This is a genomic window from Psychrobacter sp. NPDC078929 (genome assembly GCF_050267985.1).
Taxonomy (GTDB): Bacteria; Pseudomonadota; Gammaproteobacteria; order Pseudomonadales; family Moraxellaceae; genus Psychrobacter.
The window spans coordinates 125,897-141,195 of record NZ_JBNNFX010000008.1; the positions used below are offsets into that span (position 1 = coordinate 125,897).

At 44.1% G+C, this 15,299-nt stretch carries 14 protein-coding genes; all 14 read left to right on the forward strand.

The window, feature by feature from the left end:
• Positions 1-52 precede the first annotated feature (52 nt).
• On the forward strand, positions 53-691 hold the full coding sequence (locus tag ACQKCG_RS06640) for a DUF411 domain-containing protein (RefSeq protein WP_101205937.1): 639 nt from the start codon (positions 53-55) through the stop codon (positions 689-691).
• A gap of 67 nt (positions 692-758) precedes the next feature.
• The gene (locus ACQKCG_RS06645; RefSeq protein WP_101205936.1) at positions 759-2,456 is read left to right on the forward strand and encodes a copper resistance system multicopper oxidase; all 1,698 of its coding nucleotides are present in this window, start codon (positions 759-761) and stop codon (positions 2,454-2,456) included.
• A 31-nt stretch (positions 2,457-2,487) separates the two neighbouring features.
• The gene (locus ACQKCG_RS06650) at positions 2,488-3,630 is read left to right on the forward strand and encodes a copper resistance protein B (RefSeq protein WP_101205935.1); all 1,143 of its coding nucleotides are present in this window, start codon (positions 2,488-2,490) and stop codon (positions 3,628-3,630) included.
• 95 nt (positions 3,631-3,725) lie between these two features.
• Entirely contained in the window at positions 3,726-4,202 is a 477-nt protein-coding gene (locus ACQKCG_RS06655; RefSeq protein ID WP_037059145.1) for a DUF305 domain-containing protein, read from the forward strand.
• Positions 4,203-4,347: 145 nt separating this feature from the next.
• Positions 4,348-5,691 (forward strand): APC family permease, encoded by a 1,344-nt coding sequence (locus ACQKCG_RS06660; protein WP_220455939.1) that lies wholly within the window; start codon positions 4,348-4,350, stop codon positions 5,689-5,691.
• Between the two features lie 129 nt (positions 5,692-5,820).
• Positions 5,821-6,474, forward strand: coding sequence for a methyltransferase family protein (locus tag ACQKCG_RS06665; protein ID WP_068037334.1), 654 nt, complete (start codon positions 5,821-5,823; stop codon positions 6,472-6,474).
• Between the two features lie 112 nt (positions 6,475-6,586).
• Positions 6,587-6,865, forward strand: a complete 279-nt coding sequence (locus tag ACQKCG_RS06670; RefSeq protein WP_101205933.1) for a DUF5676 family membrane protein — start codon at positions 6,587-6,589, stop codon at positions 6,863-6,865.
• Between the two features lie 98 nt (positions 6,866-6,963).
• On the forward strand, positions 6,964-7,119 hold the full coding sequence (locus ACQKCG_RS06675) for a hypothetical protein (RefSeq protein WP_156770962.1): 156 nt from the start codon (positions 6,964-6,966) through the stop codon (positions 7,117-7,119).
• A 138-nt stretch (positions 7,120-7,257) separates the two neighbouring features.
• The gene (locus ACQKCG_RS06680; protein WP_101205932.1) at positions 7,258-9,879 is read left to right on the forward strand and encodes a copper-transporting P-type ATPase; all 2,622 of its coding nucleotides are present in this window, start codon (positions 7,258-7,260) and stop codon (positions 9,877-9,879) included.
• Between the two features lie 80 nt (positions 9,880-9,959).
• Positions 9,960-10,244 (forward strand): Sec-independent protein translocase subunit TatA, encoded by a 285-nt coding sequence (gene tatA, locus ACQKCG_RS06685; RefSeq protein ID WP_011959992.1) that lies wholly within the window; start codon positions 9,960-9,962, stop codon positions 10,242-10,244.
• A gap of 55 nt (positions 10,245-10,299) precedes the next feature.
• Positions 10,300-10,686 carry a Sec-independent protein translocase protein TatB gene (gene tatB, locus ACQKCG_RS06690; protein ID WP_101205931.1) on the forward strand — a complete coding sequence of 129 codons (387 nt, stop codon included), beginning with the start codon at positions 10,300-10,302 and terminating at the stop codon, positions 10,684-10,686.
• Positions 10,683-11,552, forward strand: a complete 870-nt coding sequence (gene tatC / locus ACQKCG_RS06695; protein WP_101205930.1) for a twin-arginine translocase subunit TatC — start codon at positions 10,683-10,685, stop codon at positions 11,550-11,552. Before tatB ends, tatC begins: the two co-directional genes overlap by 4 nt.
• Positions 11,553-11,636: 84 nt before the next feature.
• Positions 11,637-12,926, forward strand: a complete 1,290-nt coding sequence (locus ACQKCG_RS06700; protein WP_101205929.1) for a hypothetical protein — start codon at positions 11,637-11,639, stop codon at positions 12,924-12,926.
• A 244-nt stretch (positions 12,927-13,170) separates the two neighbouring features.
• Positions 13,171-15,225 (forward strand): heme lyase CcmF/NrfE family subunit, encoded by a 2,055-nt coding sequence (locus ACQKCG_RS06705; RefSeq protein WP_101205928.1) that lies wholly within the window; start codon positions 13,171-13,173, stop codon positions 15,223-15,225.
• The last annotated feature ends 74 nt before the right edge of the window (positions 15,226-15,299 follow it).

Genomic DNA, 15,299 nt, shown 5'->3' on the forward strand with positions numbered 1-15,299 from the left:
GTGTAAGTTTTTAGAATATCGAGCATAATAATAGACGTTTAGGAGTAATTTAATGAGACATTACACACATGTGCTTTCTAATGGACATAGCTGGTTATCCGGTCGTGTCCTTTTATTGGTGGTGACATCGTCACTCTCGTTAACGCTAGCCGCTTGCAGCCAATCTAATACCAGTGGCTCTGATTCTCAACCAGTAAAGGTTGAACAGTCTGCTACCCAGAATGCACAAGTACAAAATGAAAGTTCTGCTCCTACAAATGCTCCCGTTAACAGCTCGTCATCATTACTCAAAAACGTCTCAGCCACGGTTTATAAAGATGCCAACTGCGGCTGCTGTAAAGAATGGGTAGGCTATGCCGAAGGTCATGGTCTAAGCGCAACTGCGCAAGACGTTACAGATTTATCTTTATTTAAAGAGCGTTACGGTGTCCCGCAGCAAATGCGCTCTTGTCATACCACCGTTACCACCGACGGTTTTGTCTTTGAAGGGCATGTCCCTGCTAAACACATGGCTGAATTCTTAGCAAATCCTCCTGCACAAGCTATTGGACTTGCCGTACCGAGTATGCCGGTTGGTAGCCCCGGTATGGAGTATGAAGGTAAATTCATGCCTTATAAGGTAATGCAGCTTAATAAAGACGGCACCACAGAAGTCTATGCTGCTATTGAGTCTCCTCAGCAGCAGCTGTAGTTCTATTAATAAGTTATCAGATATATAAGTTCAACTCTCATTTCATGGATTAACTTAGGTCAATATTATGAATAAAAACAGATTTAACCGCAGGCGTTTTTTGACAGGGTCATCTACGCTACTTGGCGCGTCGATGCTATCCACACTACCGACGATGGCTAATAGTGCTTTAACTAAAAGCCAAAATGTCGTAGTCAATAGTGATAGAGCCGATCACATTGTACCTATACTAACGGGTAATGAATTTGATCTTTATGTCAGTGAGAAGATGATAACGGTCAACGGCAAGTCAAGCATGGCAACGCTGATAAATGACTCACTGCCTGCGCCAACGCTTAAGATGCAAGAAGGCGATACGGTCACCATTCGAGTCCATAATCAGCTGAATGAGTCGACCTCTATTCACTGGCATGGCCTCTTAGTGCCGTTTGAGATGGATGGCGTACCGGGTATCAGCTTTGATGGTATTCCTGCGGGTAGCACCTTCACGTACAAATTTAAACTGATACAGTCAGGCACTTATTGGTATCACTCGCATACTGGCTTCCAAGAACAAACCGGTATGCGCGGGGCCATCGTCATTGAGCCGAAAGGGCGCGAACGCTATCCTATCGAGGAAGATCACGTTATCCTGCTTAGTGATTGGACGCATCGCGATCCGCATAATCTGCTAAAACTACTTAAGCAGCGTGCTGGCTTTGATAATTATCATCTGCCAGACTTTAAAAAGCTATTGTCCGATATTGCCGAAACGGATCTGAAAACCGCGTTTGATAAGCGCAAAAGTTGGAATCAGATGCGCATGATGCCCACTGATTTTACGGACTTGTCGGGTGAAAACACATTTACCTACCTTATCAATGGCAAAACCACAGCGGCTAACTGGACGCAACTTGTCAAGGCTGGACAGCCTGTCAAACTACGTTTTATTAATGGTTCAGCGCAGACGATATTTGATGTACGCATCCCCGGCCTAAAAATGAAAGTCGTCGCGACGGATGGGATTGATGTCAGTCCCGTCGATATCGATGATTTCCGTATTGGGGTGGCCGAGACTTATGATGTCATCGTGACGCCCACTAAAGACGCGCATACCATATTTGCTCAAAACATAGATCGGTCAGGCTATGTTGCGACAACGCTTGCTACCAAAAAAGGTGCTCGTCCTGCGATACCTGCTATGGACAAAATCGAATGGCTGACGATGGCCGACATGATGGGCGCCATGGGATCGAATGGCTATAACGCTAAACATGCCAAAACAGAATATGACTTTAAGTCCGATATGCGCGTTGATAGTCCGCGTATGAACCTTGATGACCCTGGTATTAATCTACGTAACATTGATAGAAAGGTTTTGAATTATAGTCAGTTGCGCTCTGTCGGCGATGAGATAATGGCAGAGCAGCGCAAACCCACCAGAGAGATTGAAATACATCTGACGGGAAACATGGAGCGCTATATTTGGGCTCTAGACGGGGTTATGTTCAAAGATGCCGCACCGGTCAATATTAAGCCGGGTGAGCGCGTACGTATTACCTTAGTCAATGACACCATGATGAATCATCCCATGCATTTGCATGGTATGTGGAGCGATCTGCGGATGCCTTCAGGTGAGTTTCAAGTACGTAAGCATACGATAATGGTACAGCCTGCACAAAAGATAAGCTTTGATGTCACCGGAGAAGCTGGCAGATGGGCATGGCATTGCCACTTGCTCTATCACATGGAAGCAGGGATGTTTAGAGAAGTTGCCGTTGTTTAAGCAAATCTTTGGTTGATAGGTGAGAGATGAGATGAAAATACATAAAGTAGGTTTACGGTTCGCCGGGGTATCATCATTGGTATTATTAGCATCATCATTTGCTAATGCTGCTGACCCGTCCACGGTTAAAAAAGACATGACTATGTCAGATATGGACCATAGTAGTATGGACATGTCGAACATGGATCATGGCAGTATGGACATGTCTGGTATGGATATGTCAGATATGGATCACAGCAGCATGGATATGTCGGGCAATATGTCAGATATGGACCATAGTGGCATGGATATGTCAGGCGATATGTCGGATATGGATCATAGTGGTATGGATATGTCAGGCGATATGTCGGATATGGATCACAGTGGCATGGATATGTCGGGCGATATGTCAGGCATGGACCATAGCAAAATGGATATGTCGGGCATGGATCATGGCAGTATGGACATGTCAGGTACGCAAGGTGGTAAAGCTCCAGCTGATGCTCGCAGTCCTGACTATTCAAACGGCGTTCCCTATGGTCGCTTTGGTAAGCCTGTGATGATGGATAGCTTACCGTTATGGGGTGTTTCTGTAGGACAGTTGGGCTATCAGTTTGATGACAATCAGATTAACTATGAGGTGGATGCTTGGTATGGAAAAGATGAGCGACGCCTATCTGTACGCAGCGAAGGTAGTGTTCAGACTAAGGACGATAAAAAAATTGATAGTCTGAACTCACTGGCTTATTGGAAGCCGCTAAGTATTTTTTGGAATGGTGAAGCAGGTGTCGCTTATGATACCAAAAACGATAAGGCTGCCCTTATGGCGGGTATCGTAGGTACTGCACCATACTTTGTTGAAACAGATGCAAGAGCCTATCTCTATACTGATGGTCAAGTACGTCTTGACTTAGGTACGGCATATGAGTGGCGTTTGACTCAGCGTTGGGTTGTCAGACCAGAAGTAGGGCTGACAGCCTTTAGTAAAGACGATACTGATAACGGTATTGCTAAAGGGTTCAATGATTTTGACGCTGAAGTTAGGCTGGCTTATGAGACATTCAGTCGTCAGCTCGCGCCTTATGTGGGTTTCAGCTACGAGAGCGCCTTGGGTGATGCGCGAGACTTACGTCGTCAAGAGGACGAAGACGTTGATTCTAATAGTCTGACTGCTGGTGTGATGTTTTGGTTCTAGTGTTAACCATGTAAGTAACAACAGTTTATAACACTAGCTCTAAAAAAAGGCACCTCTTTATTTAGGTGCCTTTTTACTAAATTAAGGACAAGAATATGAATAACCATATGGATAATAAACAGAAGCAAATGAACCCTTATGTAAAGTTCACAATCATGATTTTAACATCGACAGTCGTGATGTTTATCATGATGTATTTTAATACTTATCAATGGGATCACGTTTATTTTAGCGAAACCAGAGCTTATATGGCGTTATATATGGGCGCTATGATGGCTATTATTATGCTCGCCTTTATGACCAATATGTATAAAAAGACTAAGGTCAATCTAATGGTTTATGGGATTAGTGTCGTGCTATTTGCCTTTGGTTTATGGGGCGTTAGATCACAACAAACGGTCGATCAAGTGGATTGGATGCAGGCGATGATACCGCATCACTCGATTGCTATTTTGACCAGTTCGCGTGCTGATATCGAAGACCCACGTGTACGTCAGCTTGCTGATGACATTATCGAAGCACAAAAGCGTGAAATCGGTGAGATGCAAGCACTTATTGATGAGTTGGAATAATATATTATGATACCAATAAGTAAGCTCTTCTTTAAAAACTATTTACTATATCGCGTCTTTTAATTCTAACTATACCTACTCCTTACTTCAAAAATAACCTGTAAAACTGAAGTTCTACGAAGAAATAGATTAAGGTCGAATAAGTATGAAACAAGATAGAACGACTCGCTATCAGAAGGATAGTTTGACATTATCAGGAACAGTTATGCTAGGTACCGGTGTCATGATCGGTGCTGGTATTTTCGCTCTGACCGGTCAGATGGCTCAGATGACGGGTTCGCTTTTCCCACTTGCTTTTCTAGCCGCCGCAATCGTTGTTTCTTTTAGTGCCTATTCTTATATCAAAATCTCTAACGCTTACCCGTCGGCTGGCGGTGTTGCAATGTACCTGCATCAGGCATACGGAGATCGTTTACCGACTGGATTTAATGCCCTGCTGATGTATTTCTCCATGGTTATAGCGCAGAGCTTTTTGGCCCGGACGTTCGGGTCATACACTATGCAGTTATTCGGTGGCGATGACAGCGGTCGCATGGTATCCATCCTTGGCGCCGCGCTTATTCTTGCTGCGTTCTTTATCAATTTACTTGGTAATCGTTGGATTCAGGGGGTTGCATCGGTTATCGGTATTATAAAAATTGTCGGTATTCTTATATTCGGGTTGGTTGGTATCTGGCTAGCTGATAGCTTTGCAGTTGATTCTTCTACATTAGGTGACACTAATACTGTTGGTGACTTTCTTGGCGCAACGGCGCTAGGCATACTGGCATTTAAAGGCTTTACCACGATTACCAACAGTGGCTCGGAAGTAAAAAATCCTCATCGCAACGTCGGCCGTGCCATTGTAATATCAATCGCAATATGCGTAGTTATTTACACTCTAGTCGGTTTCGCGGTGTCTAGTAATCTATCTCTTGCCGAAATCATCGAAACTAAAGATTACTCCTTGGCTGCCGCCGCACGCCCAGCACTTGGCGACTATGGTCTATGGTTCACAGTTGCAATCGCAATGGTAGCTACCGCTGGCGGCCTCCTTGCTAGCATCTTCGCAGTCTCTCGTATGCTTGCTATGTTGACTGAGATGAAGCTGGTGCCTCATCGTCATTTGGGAATGCCGGGAAGCGTTCAAAAACATACGTTGGTCTATACTGTGGTGTTGGGTTTAGCTTTTACGACGTTATTTGACTTATCACGAATTGCAGCGCTTGGCATTGTTTTCTATCTAATTATGGATATCGCCATTCATTGGGGTGTTTTGCGATACCTTCGTCAGGATATAAAGGCGGTGATGTGGGTGCCTATAGTGGCCATACTTCTTGACCTGTTGGTTCTCGGCGGTTTTGTCTGGATTAAACTAAACTCAGATCCATTCGTACTTGGCGTAGCAGTCGTCACTATTGTAGTGATTGCTGTGGCTGAGCAGGTTTACCTGAAATCTTCAGCGAGGAAAAAAGCTATCGAAAAAGATACGCTTGCAGACCATCATTGACAGTAACATCAAAGAGTTTACAGAAAATTGTTTGGTTAAAAATTGCATAGATTTAAGCGTCTGCTTACTATCTTCAAGAATTGATTTCATGCAATACGATATTCATAAAGACAACAGGGAAAGTAAGCTATGAATGAGTCATTTAATCACGCTGGAACTTGGGGTCTCGCACTAATTGTTATTGTTCTGATTTCTTGGTTCTTTTACCGTTATTTCGCACCAAAGAACTGGCGTGAATGGGCGGGTGCTGGTGTAGTTCAGGCTTTCATTATTGCACTTTACGCAGAAATGTATGGCTTTCCGCTCACTATATATTTATTAGTACGGTTTTTTGGTTTGGACAGCCAATATGTCAGCGCTAGCTTATGGTCGACCCTTGTTGGTTTAGGTGAGACAGGCATGATGATCTCAATGCTACTCGGCTATGCTATTGCATTTTTAGGAGTCGGTCTTTTTGCTCAAGGTTGGCGCCAAGTCCACAAAGCACGAGGGGAAAATCGTTTAGTAACTGATGGACTCTATGCCTACGTACGTCATCCTCAGTACACCGGGTTGTTTATTGCACTGTTCGGTGAGGGTGTGGTGCATTGGCCAACTCTGTTTTCAATCGGTCTGTTTCCAGTGATTGTGCTTGTATACACATGGTTAGCTCGACGTGAGGAACGGCATATGTTTGAAGAGTTTGGTAAAGACTACCTTGCTTACAAACAGCAAGTGCCAATGTTTATTCCTCAATGGGGTCAATGGCGTCAACTTGCCGCCGCCGCACGAGTTAAAAAGTAATATCAATACAGGATAAAGCTTTAATTCATACAAATCCTTAGAGTTAGCATGGTTAGATACGATTGGTTATCTTGAGCTTGAACCACATCATACAATAGTGAGGATTACTAAGATGGTCAAATCAAACTTAACAACAAGTACTTTAAGGATTGCCCCTGTTGGCAACAGTGTATCGTTGTTTCTACTCATTAGTTACCTGTTATGCATAGGCTTTGGCTTACTTGCACCCGAACAGATAAGTATGCATGAAGCTTGGGCGCCTCTGCTACCTGGCTTTGAGTGGTTGACGTGGACAGGTTTTCTAATTGGACTTGTAGAATCATATCTTTACGGTTGGTATTTCGCCATCTTGTTCGTGCCATTATACCGTTGGTTCGCCAAAGTGCGCTAAAGATATTGATATATTAACAGTCAGTAAACCTCTTCGGTTCGAGTAAAAATTAATTGAAGAGTTGGAGTGATCACAGTTTAGACTGAGGAGAAATCATAATGAATGGGTCAATGCATGGCATGATGAACGGCTCAATGATGTATGGCATGGGCTGGGTTATGATGCTTATCTGTTTGTTATTCACCCTACTATTTTTCGCAGTACTAGTACTAACAATCATGGCACTGCTCAAGTATTTGCGTGATAAAAACTAAATTCCAATTGAAAAGTATAGAAATTATTTTTTAGAGGTTTTTAGATTAATGATTAGATGAATAGCAATCCAGGATTGATGATAGTGCTTTAAGAGTTGTACTTATTATAAATATTTATTGTCTTCAAGGAGTGGTTTTATGAAACATATTGCCGATGAAAAATCTATCAAAGGTGGTCAGTACGATAAAGTACCAGAAAATTATAGTGGTACGGTTTATATCTGCCCGATGCATCCTGAGGTTAGAGATACTGAAAAGAGCGATTGTCCGATATGCGGCATGTTTCTTAAACCTGAAGACGAGGTTGCTGAATCCAACAACCATGAAGATAGTCATGCGCATTGTCATGGAGCGGATGATAATAATAGCACTGAGGCAAAACCTATCGAAGGCGGCAAGTACGACAAAGTACCAGATGATTATAACGGTACGATTTATATTTGCCCTATGCATCCTGAGGTCAGAGATGTTGAAAAGAGTGACTGCCCAATATGCGGCATGTTTCTGCAGCCTAAAGACGAAGTTGCTAACTCAAGCGACAATGAAGACAGTCATGCGCATTGTCATGGAGCGGGTAATGATAGCGGCGCGGTAAAATCTATCAAAGGGGGTAAGTACGATAAAGTACCAGACGACTATAATGGTACGGTTTATATCTGTCCAATGCATCCAGAAGTCAGGGATGTTGAGAATAGTGGTTGTCCAATATGCGGCATGGCACTTGAGCCGGAAACGGTCACTATTGGCGAAGAGGACACCGAAGAGCTTGATGATATGACGCGGCGCTTTTGGATCTGCACGGTACTCACTATACCGCTATTAATATATGTTATGAGCGGTATGTTTGGAGTTGACTTTAGTCAGTATGGTATACCTTCACAGGTTTTACAATGGGCTGAATTAGTGCTTGCGACACCTGTAGTGCTTTGGGGGGCCGCCCCGTTTTTCGTTCGTGGCTGGCAGTCTATAAAAAGCCGCAATCTCAATATGTTTACTTTGATTGCGATAGGCGTAGGCGCTGCTTATGTTTTTAGTATTGTCGCGACCTTTTTTCCCAATATTTTCCCAGACAGTTTTAGAGACGCTAGTGGTCAAGTCGGAGTCTACTATGAAGCAGCAGCTGTCATTGTAACCTTAGTATTGTTGGGTCAAGTATTAGAGCTCAAAGCCAGAAGCCAAACTTCAGGTGCGATTCGAGCATTGCTTGAGCTAGCTCCACCGACTGCAAGACGTGTTGACGAAAACGGAGAAGAGATCGAAGTCTCGCTTGATGAGGTTGTCAGTGGCGATAAGTTACGGGTTAGACCAGGTGAGAAGTTGCCCGTAGACGGTACAGTGATCGATGGTAATAGTAATGTTGATGAATCAATGGTAACGGGTGAACCAATCCCTGTATCAAAAGTAGCAGGAGATACAGTGACTGGTGGTACGGTAAATGGCACCGGAACGCTATTGGTCGAAGCGGTCAATGTTGGAGCAGATTCGGTATTATCCAAAATTGTACAAATGGTTGCCGAAGCTCAGCGTAGCCGCGCGCCTATCCAGCGCTTGGTAGATCAAGTGGCGGGTTGGTTCGTACCTATTGTTATTGTCAGCTCTATCATAACCTTTATTGTCTGGGCAATCTTTGGCCCTGAGCCGGCTATGGCCTATGCTTTGGTTAACGCTATCGCGGTACTGATTATTGCCTGTCCTTGTGCCCTTGGTCTGGCGACACCTATGTCTATTATGGTCGGTACCGGTAAAGGCGCGCAAAACGGTGTACTTATCAAAAATGCCGAAGCGTTGGAGACTATGGAAAAGGTCGATACTATCGTCGTCGACAAGACTGGAACTCTGACCGCTGGTAAGCCTGAGCTTACTGCAATTGATGCGTTAGCAGGTCAAGATGAAGACGAGTTCCTTGCACTGGTAGCTGCAGTAGAAAGCGCTAGCGAGCATCCTTTGGCAGAAGCTATTGTCAGAGCCGCTCAAGATAGATCACTCGTTATTCCTAAAGCTACTGACTTTAATTCGACCACCGGTGAAGGCGTACAAGCCATAGTCAATAGCAAACAAGTCGCTATCGGTAACTCAAAGCTTATGGAGAGTTTAGACAGCTTCGATCAGGATTTATCTACTAAAGCTGACGTCCGTAGAAAGGACGGTGAAACGGTAATGTTTGTGGCTATAGATGGTAAAGCTGCTGGTATTATTTCAGTTGCTGACCCTATTAAACCAAGTACCAAGGAAGCCATAAAGTTACTACACGACTCGGGACTAAAAGTTGTGATGCTAACCGGTGACAACGAAAAAACCGCGCAGGCAGTCGCCAATAAACTAGGTATTGATGAAGTTCATGCGGATGTCTCACCAGAGGATAAAAACCGTATCGTCAAAGAAATGCAAGACAGCGGTAAATTGGTCGCTATGGCGGGTGATGGTATCAACGACGCACCAGCGCTAGCGCAAGCTAATGTTGGTATCGCTATGGGAACCGGTACCGATGTGGCGATGGAGAGTGCGGGCATTACCCTGCTAAAAGGTGATTTAATGGGCATTGCCAAAGCTTATAAGCTTAGCCGCGCCACCATGCGCAATATCAGACAGAATCTGTTTTTTGCCTTTATCTACAATGCACTTGGTGTTCCTATTGCCGCAGGTGTGCTCTATCCCATATTTGGGCTTCTGCTCAGTCCGATGATAGCAGCGGCAGCGATGAGCTTGTCGTCATTCTCGGTGATTGCTAACGCGCTGCGATTGCGCCGTTTGAAACTATAATTCTGGTACGGTAAAAAGTGTTCTAAAGCACACTGACACATACTGGTCTAAACAAGATCACAAAATATAAGGATACCGTTATGGGCAGCTTTTCTATTACACATTGGCTGATTTTATTGGTCGTAGTGGTGGTCGTATTTGGTACTGCCAAGCTTAAAAATGCAGGTAAAGATTTAGGCGGTGCGGTGAAGGGTTTTAAAGAAGCGGTCAAAGATGAAGAACCCGAGAATGCTCGCAAAAATCATGTGCTTAGCCATGAAAATAGTACGCCAGCTGCAAGTAATGATTTAAATACGCGTGTAGGTAATCAGGCTGATGATATGGAAATCAGCCCTATTTCCACTGATGACCAGCCTAAAGTATGAAGCGCGCCGCTTATAAATAGCGGCACTAAGTAGTCTATTAATATATGTGACTGTTATGTTTGATATTGGGTTTTCCGAATTACTCTTGTTTGGCGTCATTGCTTTAATCGTATTGGGCCCAGAAAAACTGCCGCAAGCCGCACGTACCGCTGGGCAATGGTATGCCAAACTGCGCCGTACAGTATCCACTCTACAATCTGAAATAGAAGCTGAGCTTGATCTAGCTGAAACACGTCAACAAATGCAAAATGAACTTGCGAAAATCCGTCAGACCGAGTCGGATATGAAGCGCGAATTAGCAGAAATGCGTGGCAGTATGCAAAAGTTTGAGCAGTCACAGAACCAAAGCCTAGACGCTTCACATCAGTCAATCACCCCTTATGATAAAGACCATCAACAGAATACTACCTCCTCGTTCATTAAAAAGGAGGCGGATCAGTGAGCCTATTTAAATGGCAAAAAAGTCGACAAGAAAAAATAGCAGATACAGAGCTTGAGGCGCCAACAGATACAACACAGAATAATGAGTCTGGAGATAAGTTAGGTACGCTTGGTGATATGCCTATTACTGAACACTTAATCGAGCTGCGCGCGCACTTAATCAGAATATGCATGGTCGTCTTAATTATATTCTTAGTATTGGTAGGGTTTTCACGCGAACTTTATAATCTTTTATCAGACCCATTAGTGGCACAGCTACCCATCAATTCGACCATGATTGCCACTGATATAACGTCAAACTTTATGGCACCCATTCGCTTAACGATATTCGTCGCCGCATTTTTAGCAATGCCTTATATTCTGTATCAAATTTGGTCATTTGTAGCTTCCGGCTTATATAAAAAAGAGAAGAAAATTGCCATTCCTGTACTGCTATCTTCGATATTTCTATTTTATGCTGGTGTTGCTTTTTCTTACTTTGTCGTACTCAAAGGTGTGTTGAAGTTTTTTATACTTTTCGCTCCACAGAACGTCATACCGATGACCGATATTGACAGTTATCTGAGCTTTGCGCTCAAATTATTTATGGTGTTTGGACTAACTTTTGAGATTCCAGTGGTTACCTTGTTGCTGATAATGGCCGGAATCGTTTCTACTCAGAATCTAGAAGATAAGCGTCGTTATATCATTGTCGGCTGTTTTGGGATCGCTGCGGTAGTGACACCGCCTGATGGTGTATCAATGCTGTTGTTGGCGATTCCTATGTGGCTATTATTTGAGCTGGGTCTACTTTTAGCAAAAATATTAATTAAAAATGAACAAAATAATGATTTAGCCTCAGGAAATGAAATATCAGGAAGTAGCTAGCAATACCTTAAATAATCTAAAAACATCTTTTACTGTTTACTAGAGTGCGTCAGCGTGAGTACTCTATTTAGCGATGGAATCTAAATGGAACACCCAACCAATAACAACGAAACAAATAACAATCTTGCGAATAGACTCAATCAAGAATGCTATTGCCGTACTTTAGATCGTAAGGTATTGAATACTAGCCTTCAAGATCAATTAGCAGAAACTAGAAACAATCCTATAGGAGCGAACGAGCTTAATAAGCTTTTTTCAGCAACACCAGTGTTCGTTCCTAAAACAGAGATAAAGGCGATGGAGCGAATCGTCAGTGCTATCGAGTCAGTTGCCGAACTACCTTCCTATCAAGAAAAAGTGCTGTCGTGGGCACCAGAAATAGCTGCTTTCGACCCAGGCCCAATAGGGGCCCTCATGGGTTATGACTTTCACTTGGGTAGCGATGGACCTCAGCTCATCGAGGTCAATACCAATGCCGGTGGCGCATTTCTGAATGTGTTGCTCGCTCGCGCACAAAAACGCTGTTGCAACCCCTCAGAGCAAAGCGCTGCAACCAATCAAATGCTAGATAGGTTCGAGGAAGCAGTGTTTGACATGTTCAAACAGGAATGGCAGCGACAGTCCGCTGTTGCTATGCCCAATCGGATAGCCATTGTGGACAATGACCCCGAGAGTCAGTTCATGTTCTTAGAGTTTGAGTTAGCCTGTCAACTGCTCCAAGCTAGAGGTATTGATACTGTGATACTTGATCCCTCTGAACTCGAGTATATCGACGGTACGTTAACAGCCCATGGCCAGAAAATCGATATGATTTACAATCGGCTTGTCGACTTTGCATTTGAGGACCCTGACCATGTATTGCTTAAGCAGGCTTATTTAGAGGGTGCTGTGGTAGTGACACCCAATCCCCGCGTACATGCTATGTTGGCCAATAAGCAAAACCTGACATTGCTATCAGACTCCCAAATATTGCGCTCTTGGGGTCTGGATGAGGCTGCAGCGAGGTACCTCGAAAGGTCTGTACCGAGGACTAAGATTGTATCAAGAGACGATGCAGCAGAGTTGTGGCTTACTCGGCGGCAACTGTTTTTTAAGCCAGTTGCTGGTCATGGAAGCAAAGGCGTCTATCGTGGTAGCAAGCTGACTCGACGCGTCTTCGAAAATATTCTGGATGAAAGTTATATTGCGCAGACTTTTATCCCTGCTACAGAGCGTTCACTAAAAATTGATGACGTCGTAACAACAAGAAAAGTAGACATACGGCTTTATACGTATGGCGGAAAACTGTTGCTACCTGCTGCGCGTGTGTATCAAGGTCAGGTGACCAACTTCCGTACGTCAGGTGGTGGATTTGCGCCTGTCTTTCAGGTGTGATCGTCTAGGTCTTATTTAGATGGCATTAGGCTGTGATAAATCCAGTTGACTAATTCAATATTCTTCTTACCTAACAAAAGATGATTGTATATTTATGATTGTCTATTATTTTCGGCACGCTTTTTAAAACACTTCGAAATCAATTAGAGCTAGAGATAGCAGCAAATTTCAATAGTTTCTAATAATCAAGATCCAACCGTTACAGTGAACTTAAATCATATTAGAGTAAACAGGGTTAGACCGTATGTTAATCACAGAATTGGGTTATTTTGCCTTGCTGGCCGCCTTTATATTGGCGATTTTCCAGGTAGTGTTACCAACTATTGGCGTTATACGTGACCATGTTGCTTGGCAACGTTTGGCGCCGAGTCTTGCATGGGCGCAGTTTGCTGCCATGATTACCTCGTTTGGCGCGTTGATGGCAGGCTTCTATTATAATGATTTTAGCCTTGTGTACGTATCGCAGCATTCGAATACTTTGCTGCCTTGGTATTATAAGTTATCGGCGACATGGGGCGGACACGAAGGCTCGCTACTGCTATGGATGACCATTATGGCCACATGGTGTGCGCTGGTCTCCTACTTTAGTCGCGGCTTGCCATTGTCGATGCGTGCGCGAGTATTAGTGATATTAGCAGGCGTACAGTTAATGATGCTGACGATGCTTATCTTTACCTCGTCACCATTTAATCGCACTTTACCAAACCTACCTGTTGATGGTGCTGACTTAAACCCTCTTCTACAAGATTTTGGTTTGATTTTTCATCCACCGATGCTGTATATGGGCTATGTCGGTATGGTCGTACCCTTTGCCTTTTGTATGGCCGCGCTGTGGGAAGGACGTTTGGATGCAGTATGGACACGCTGGTCGCGCCCATGGGCATTGGCTGCTTGGGGCTGCTTAACCATTGGTATCGCACTGGGTTCGTGGTGGGCGTATTACGAGCTCGGTTGGGGCGGTTGGTGGTTCTGGGATCCAGTAGAGAACGCATCACTGATGCCGTGGCTCGCTGGTTTGGCATTGCTACATTCCTTGGCAGTTACTGAAAAGCGTGGTGTCTTTAAAGCATGGACTATTATGCTCGCTATTTTTGCTTTTGCACTTAGTTTGCTGGGCACATTCCTTGTGCGTTCAGGCGTCATTACCTCAGTGCATTCGTTTGCCGCTGATCCTACCCGAGGTCTGGTTATTTTAGTGATTCTTGGCATCATCGTCGGTGGTGGTTTGCTGATGTTTGCGCTGCGTGGCTGGCGTTTGACTATTGAGAGCCAGTATCAGCTGATTTCCCGTGAGTCATTTTTGGTGATTAATAACGTTATCATTTTGGTTTCAACGTTAGTCGTACTACTCGGTACACTCTATCCTATTATTGCTGACGCCTTCAATCTGGGTCAGGTATCGGTGGGCCCTCCGTATTTTAATGCGCTGTTTGTGCCTTTGACCTGGCTGCTATTGGTAGCAATGGGCATGGGTTCTAATATCCGCTGGAAACAAGACAGTCGCCCGCTATTGGGCGTTGGTATGGTAATCGCCGCGAGTAGCTTGGTATTGGCCGCGATTATTGCTTACTTTGTTAGTCCGTCTGCCATGCTTAATATTGGCGTAACATTAGCGGTCAGTTTTTGGGTACTGTTCTGGATGCTGGTTGATTTTAAAGACAAAACCAAAAATGCACCAAGCTTATTGAAAGGCCTAGCTAAGCTTCGTTTGAGCTACTGGGGACAGCAGACGGCTCACATCGGTGTGATTATAGCGGTCATCGGCGTTGCCTTTACCAGTACCTTAAGTATCGAGCGTGATGTGGCACTGGGCCCAAATGATAGTGTCCATGTCCAAGGCTATGACTTTACGGTGAAGGGCTTCAGTGAAGTCAAAGGCAGTAACTATGATGCGACCCAAGCTGAGGTCGAAGTGAGTAAAGATGGCCGTGCTGTAACCACGTTATACCCTGAAAAACGCAATTACATTATTAGCATGATGCCGATGACTGAAGCAGCGATTGATGACAGTCTAATGCGTGATGTGTATGTAGCACTAGGCGAACCTATAGCTGAAGACAGTAATAAATGGGCAGTACGTATTTATGTGAAGCCATTGATTCGTTGGATATGGCTTGGTGCTATTATTATGGCATTGGGTGGATTGCTAAGTATGCTGGATAGGCGCTATCGTCTCAAAACACCCAAGACACCTGCGCAAATTGCTGCAAGTAAGTCAGGCTTTACGACGGTTACTGATTTAGATGTTAAAAGTACTACCAATAACACGACACTAATGGGGGAGAAGCAAAATGACTAAGTCTAATCATTTTCCCGAGCAACCCCCTGAAACAAAAGGCAATCGAACAATGAAAAAAAGCCAAATTAGAATAT

Coding starts and splice junctions, on each gene's coding strand:
- ACQKCG_RS06640 (WP_101205937.1), top strand. CDS start 53: ATGAGACATTACACACATGTGCTTTCTAATGGACATAGCTGGTTATCC.
- ACQKCG_RS06645 (WP_101205936.1), top strand. CDS start 759: ATGAATAAAAACAGATTTAACCGCAGGCGTTTTTTGACAGGGTCATCT.
- ACQKCG_RS06650 (WP_101205935.1), top strand. CDS start 2,488: ATGAAAATACATAAAGTAGGTTTACGGTTCGCCGGGGTATCATCATTG.
- ACQKCG_RS06655 (WP_037059145.1), top strand. CDS start 3,726: ATGAATAACCATATGGATAATAAACAGAAGCAAATGAACCCTTATGTA.
- ACQKCG_RS06660 (WP_220455939.1), top strand. CDS start 4,348: ATGAAACAAGATAGAACGACTCGCTATCAGAAGGATAGTTTGACATTA.
- ACQKCG_RS06665 (WP_068037334.1), top strand. CDS start 5,821: ATGAATGAGTCATTTAATCACGCTGGAACTTGGGGTCTCGCACTAATT.
- ACQKCG_RS06670 (WP_101205933.1), top strand. CDS start 6,587: ATGGTCAAATCAAACTTAACAACAAGTACTTTAAGGATTGCCCCTGTT.
- ACQKCG_RS06675 (WP_156770962.1), top strand. CDS start 6,964: ATGAATGGGTCAATGCATGGCATGATGAACGGCTCAATGATGTATGGC.
- ACQKCG_RS06680 (WP_101205932.1), top strand. CDS start 7,258: ATGAAACATATTGCCGATGAAAAATCTATCAAAGGTGGTCAGTACGAT.
- tatA (WP_011959992.1), top strand. CDS start 9,960: ATGGGCAGCTTTTCTATTACACATTGGCTGATTTTATTGGTCGTAGTG.
- tatB (WP_101205931.1), top strand. CDS start 10,300: ATGTTTGATATTGGGTTTTCCGAATTACTCTTGTTTGGCGTCATTGCT.
- ACQKCG_RS06700 (WP_101205929.1), top strand. CDS start 11,637: ATGGAACACCCAACCAATAACAACGAAACAAATAACAATCTTGCGAAT.
- ACQKCG_RS06705 (WP_101205928.1), top strand. CDS start 13,171: ATGTTAATCACAGAATTGGGTTATTTTGCCTTGCTGGCCGCCTTTATA.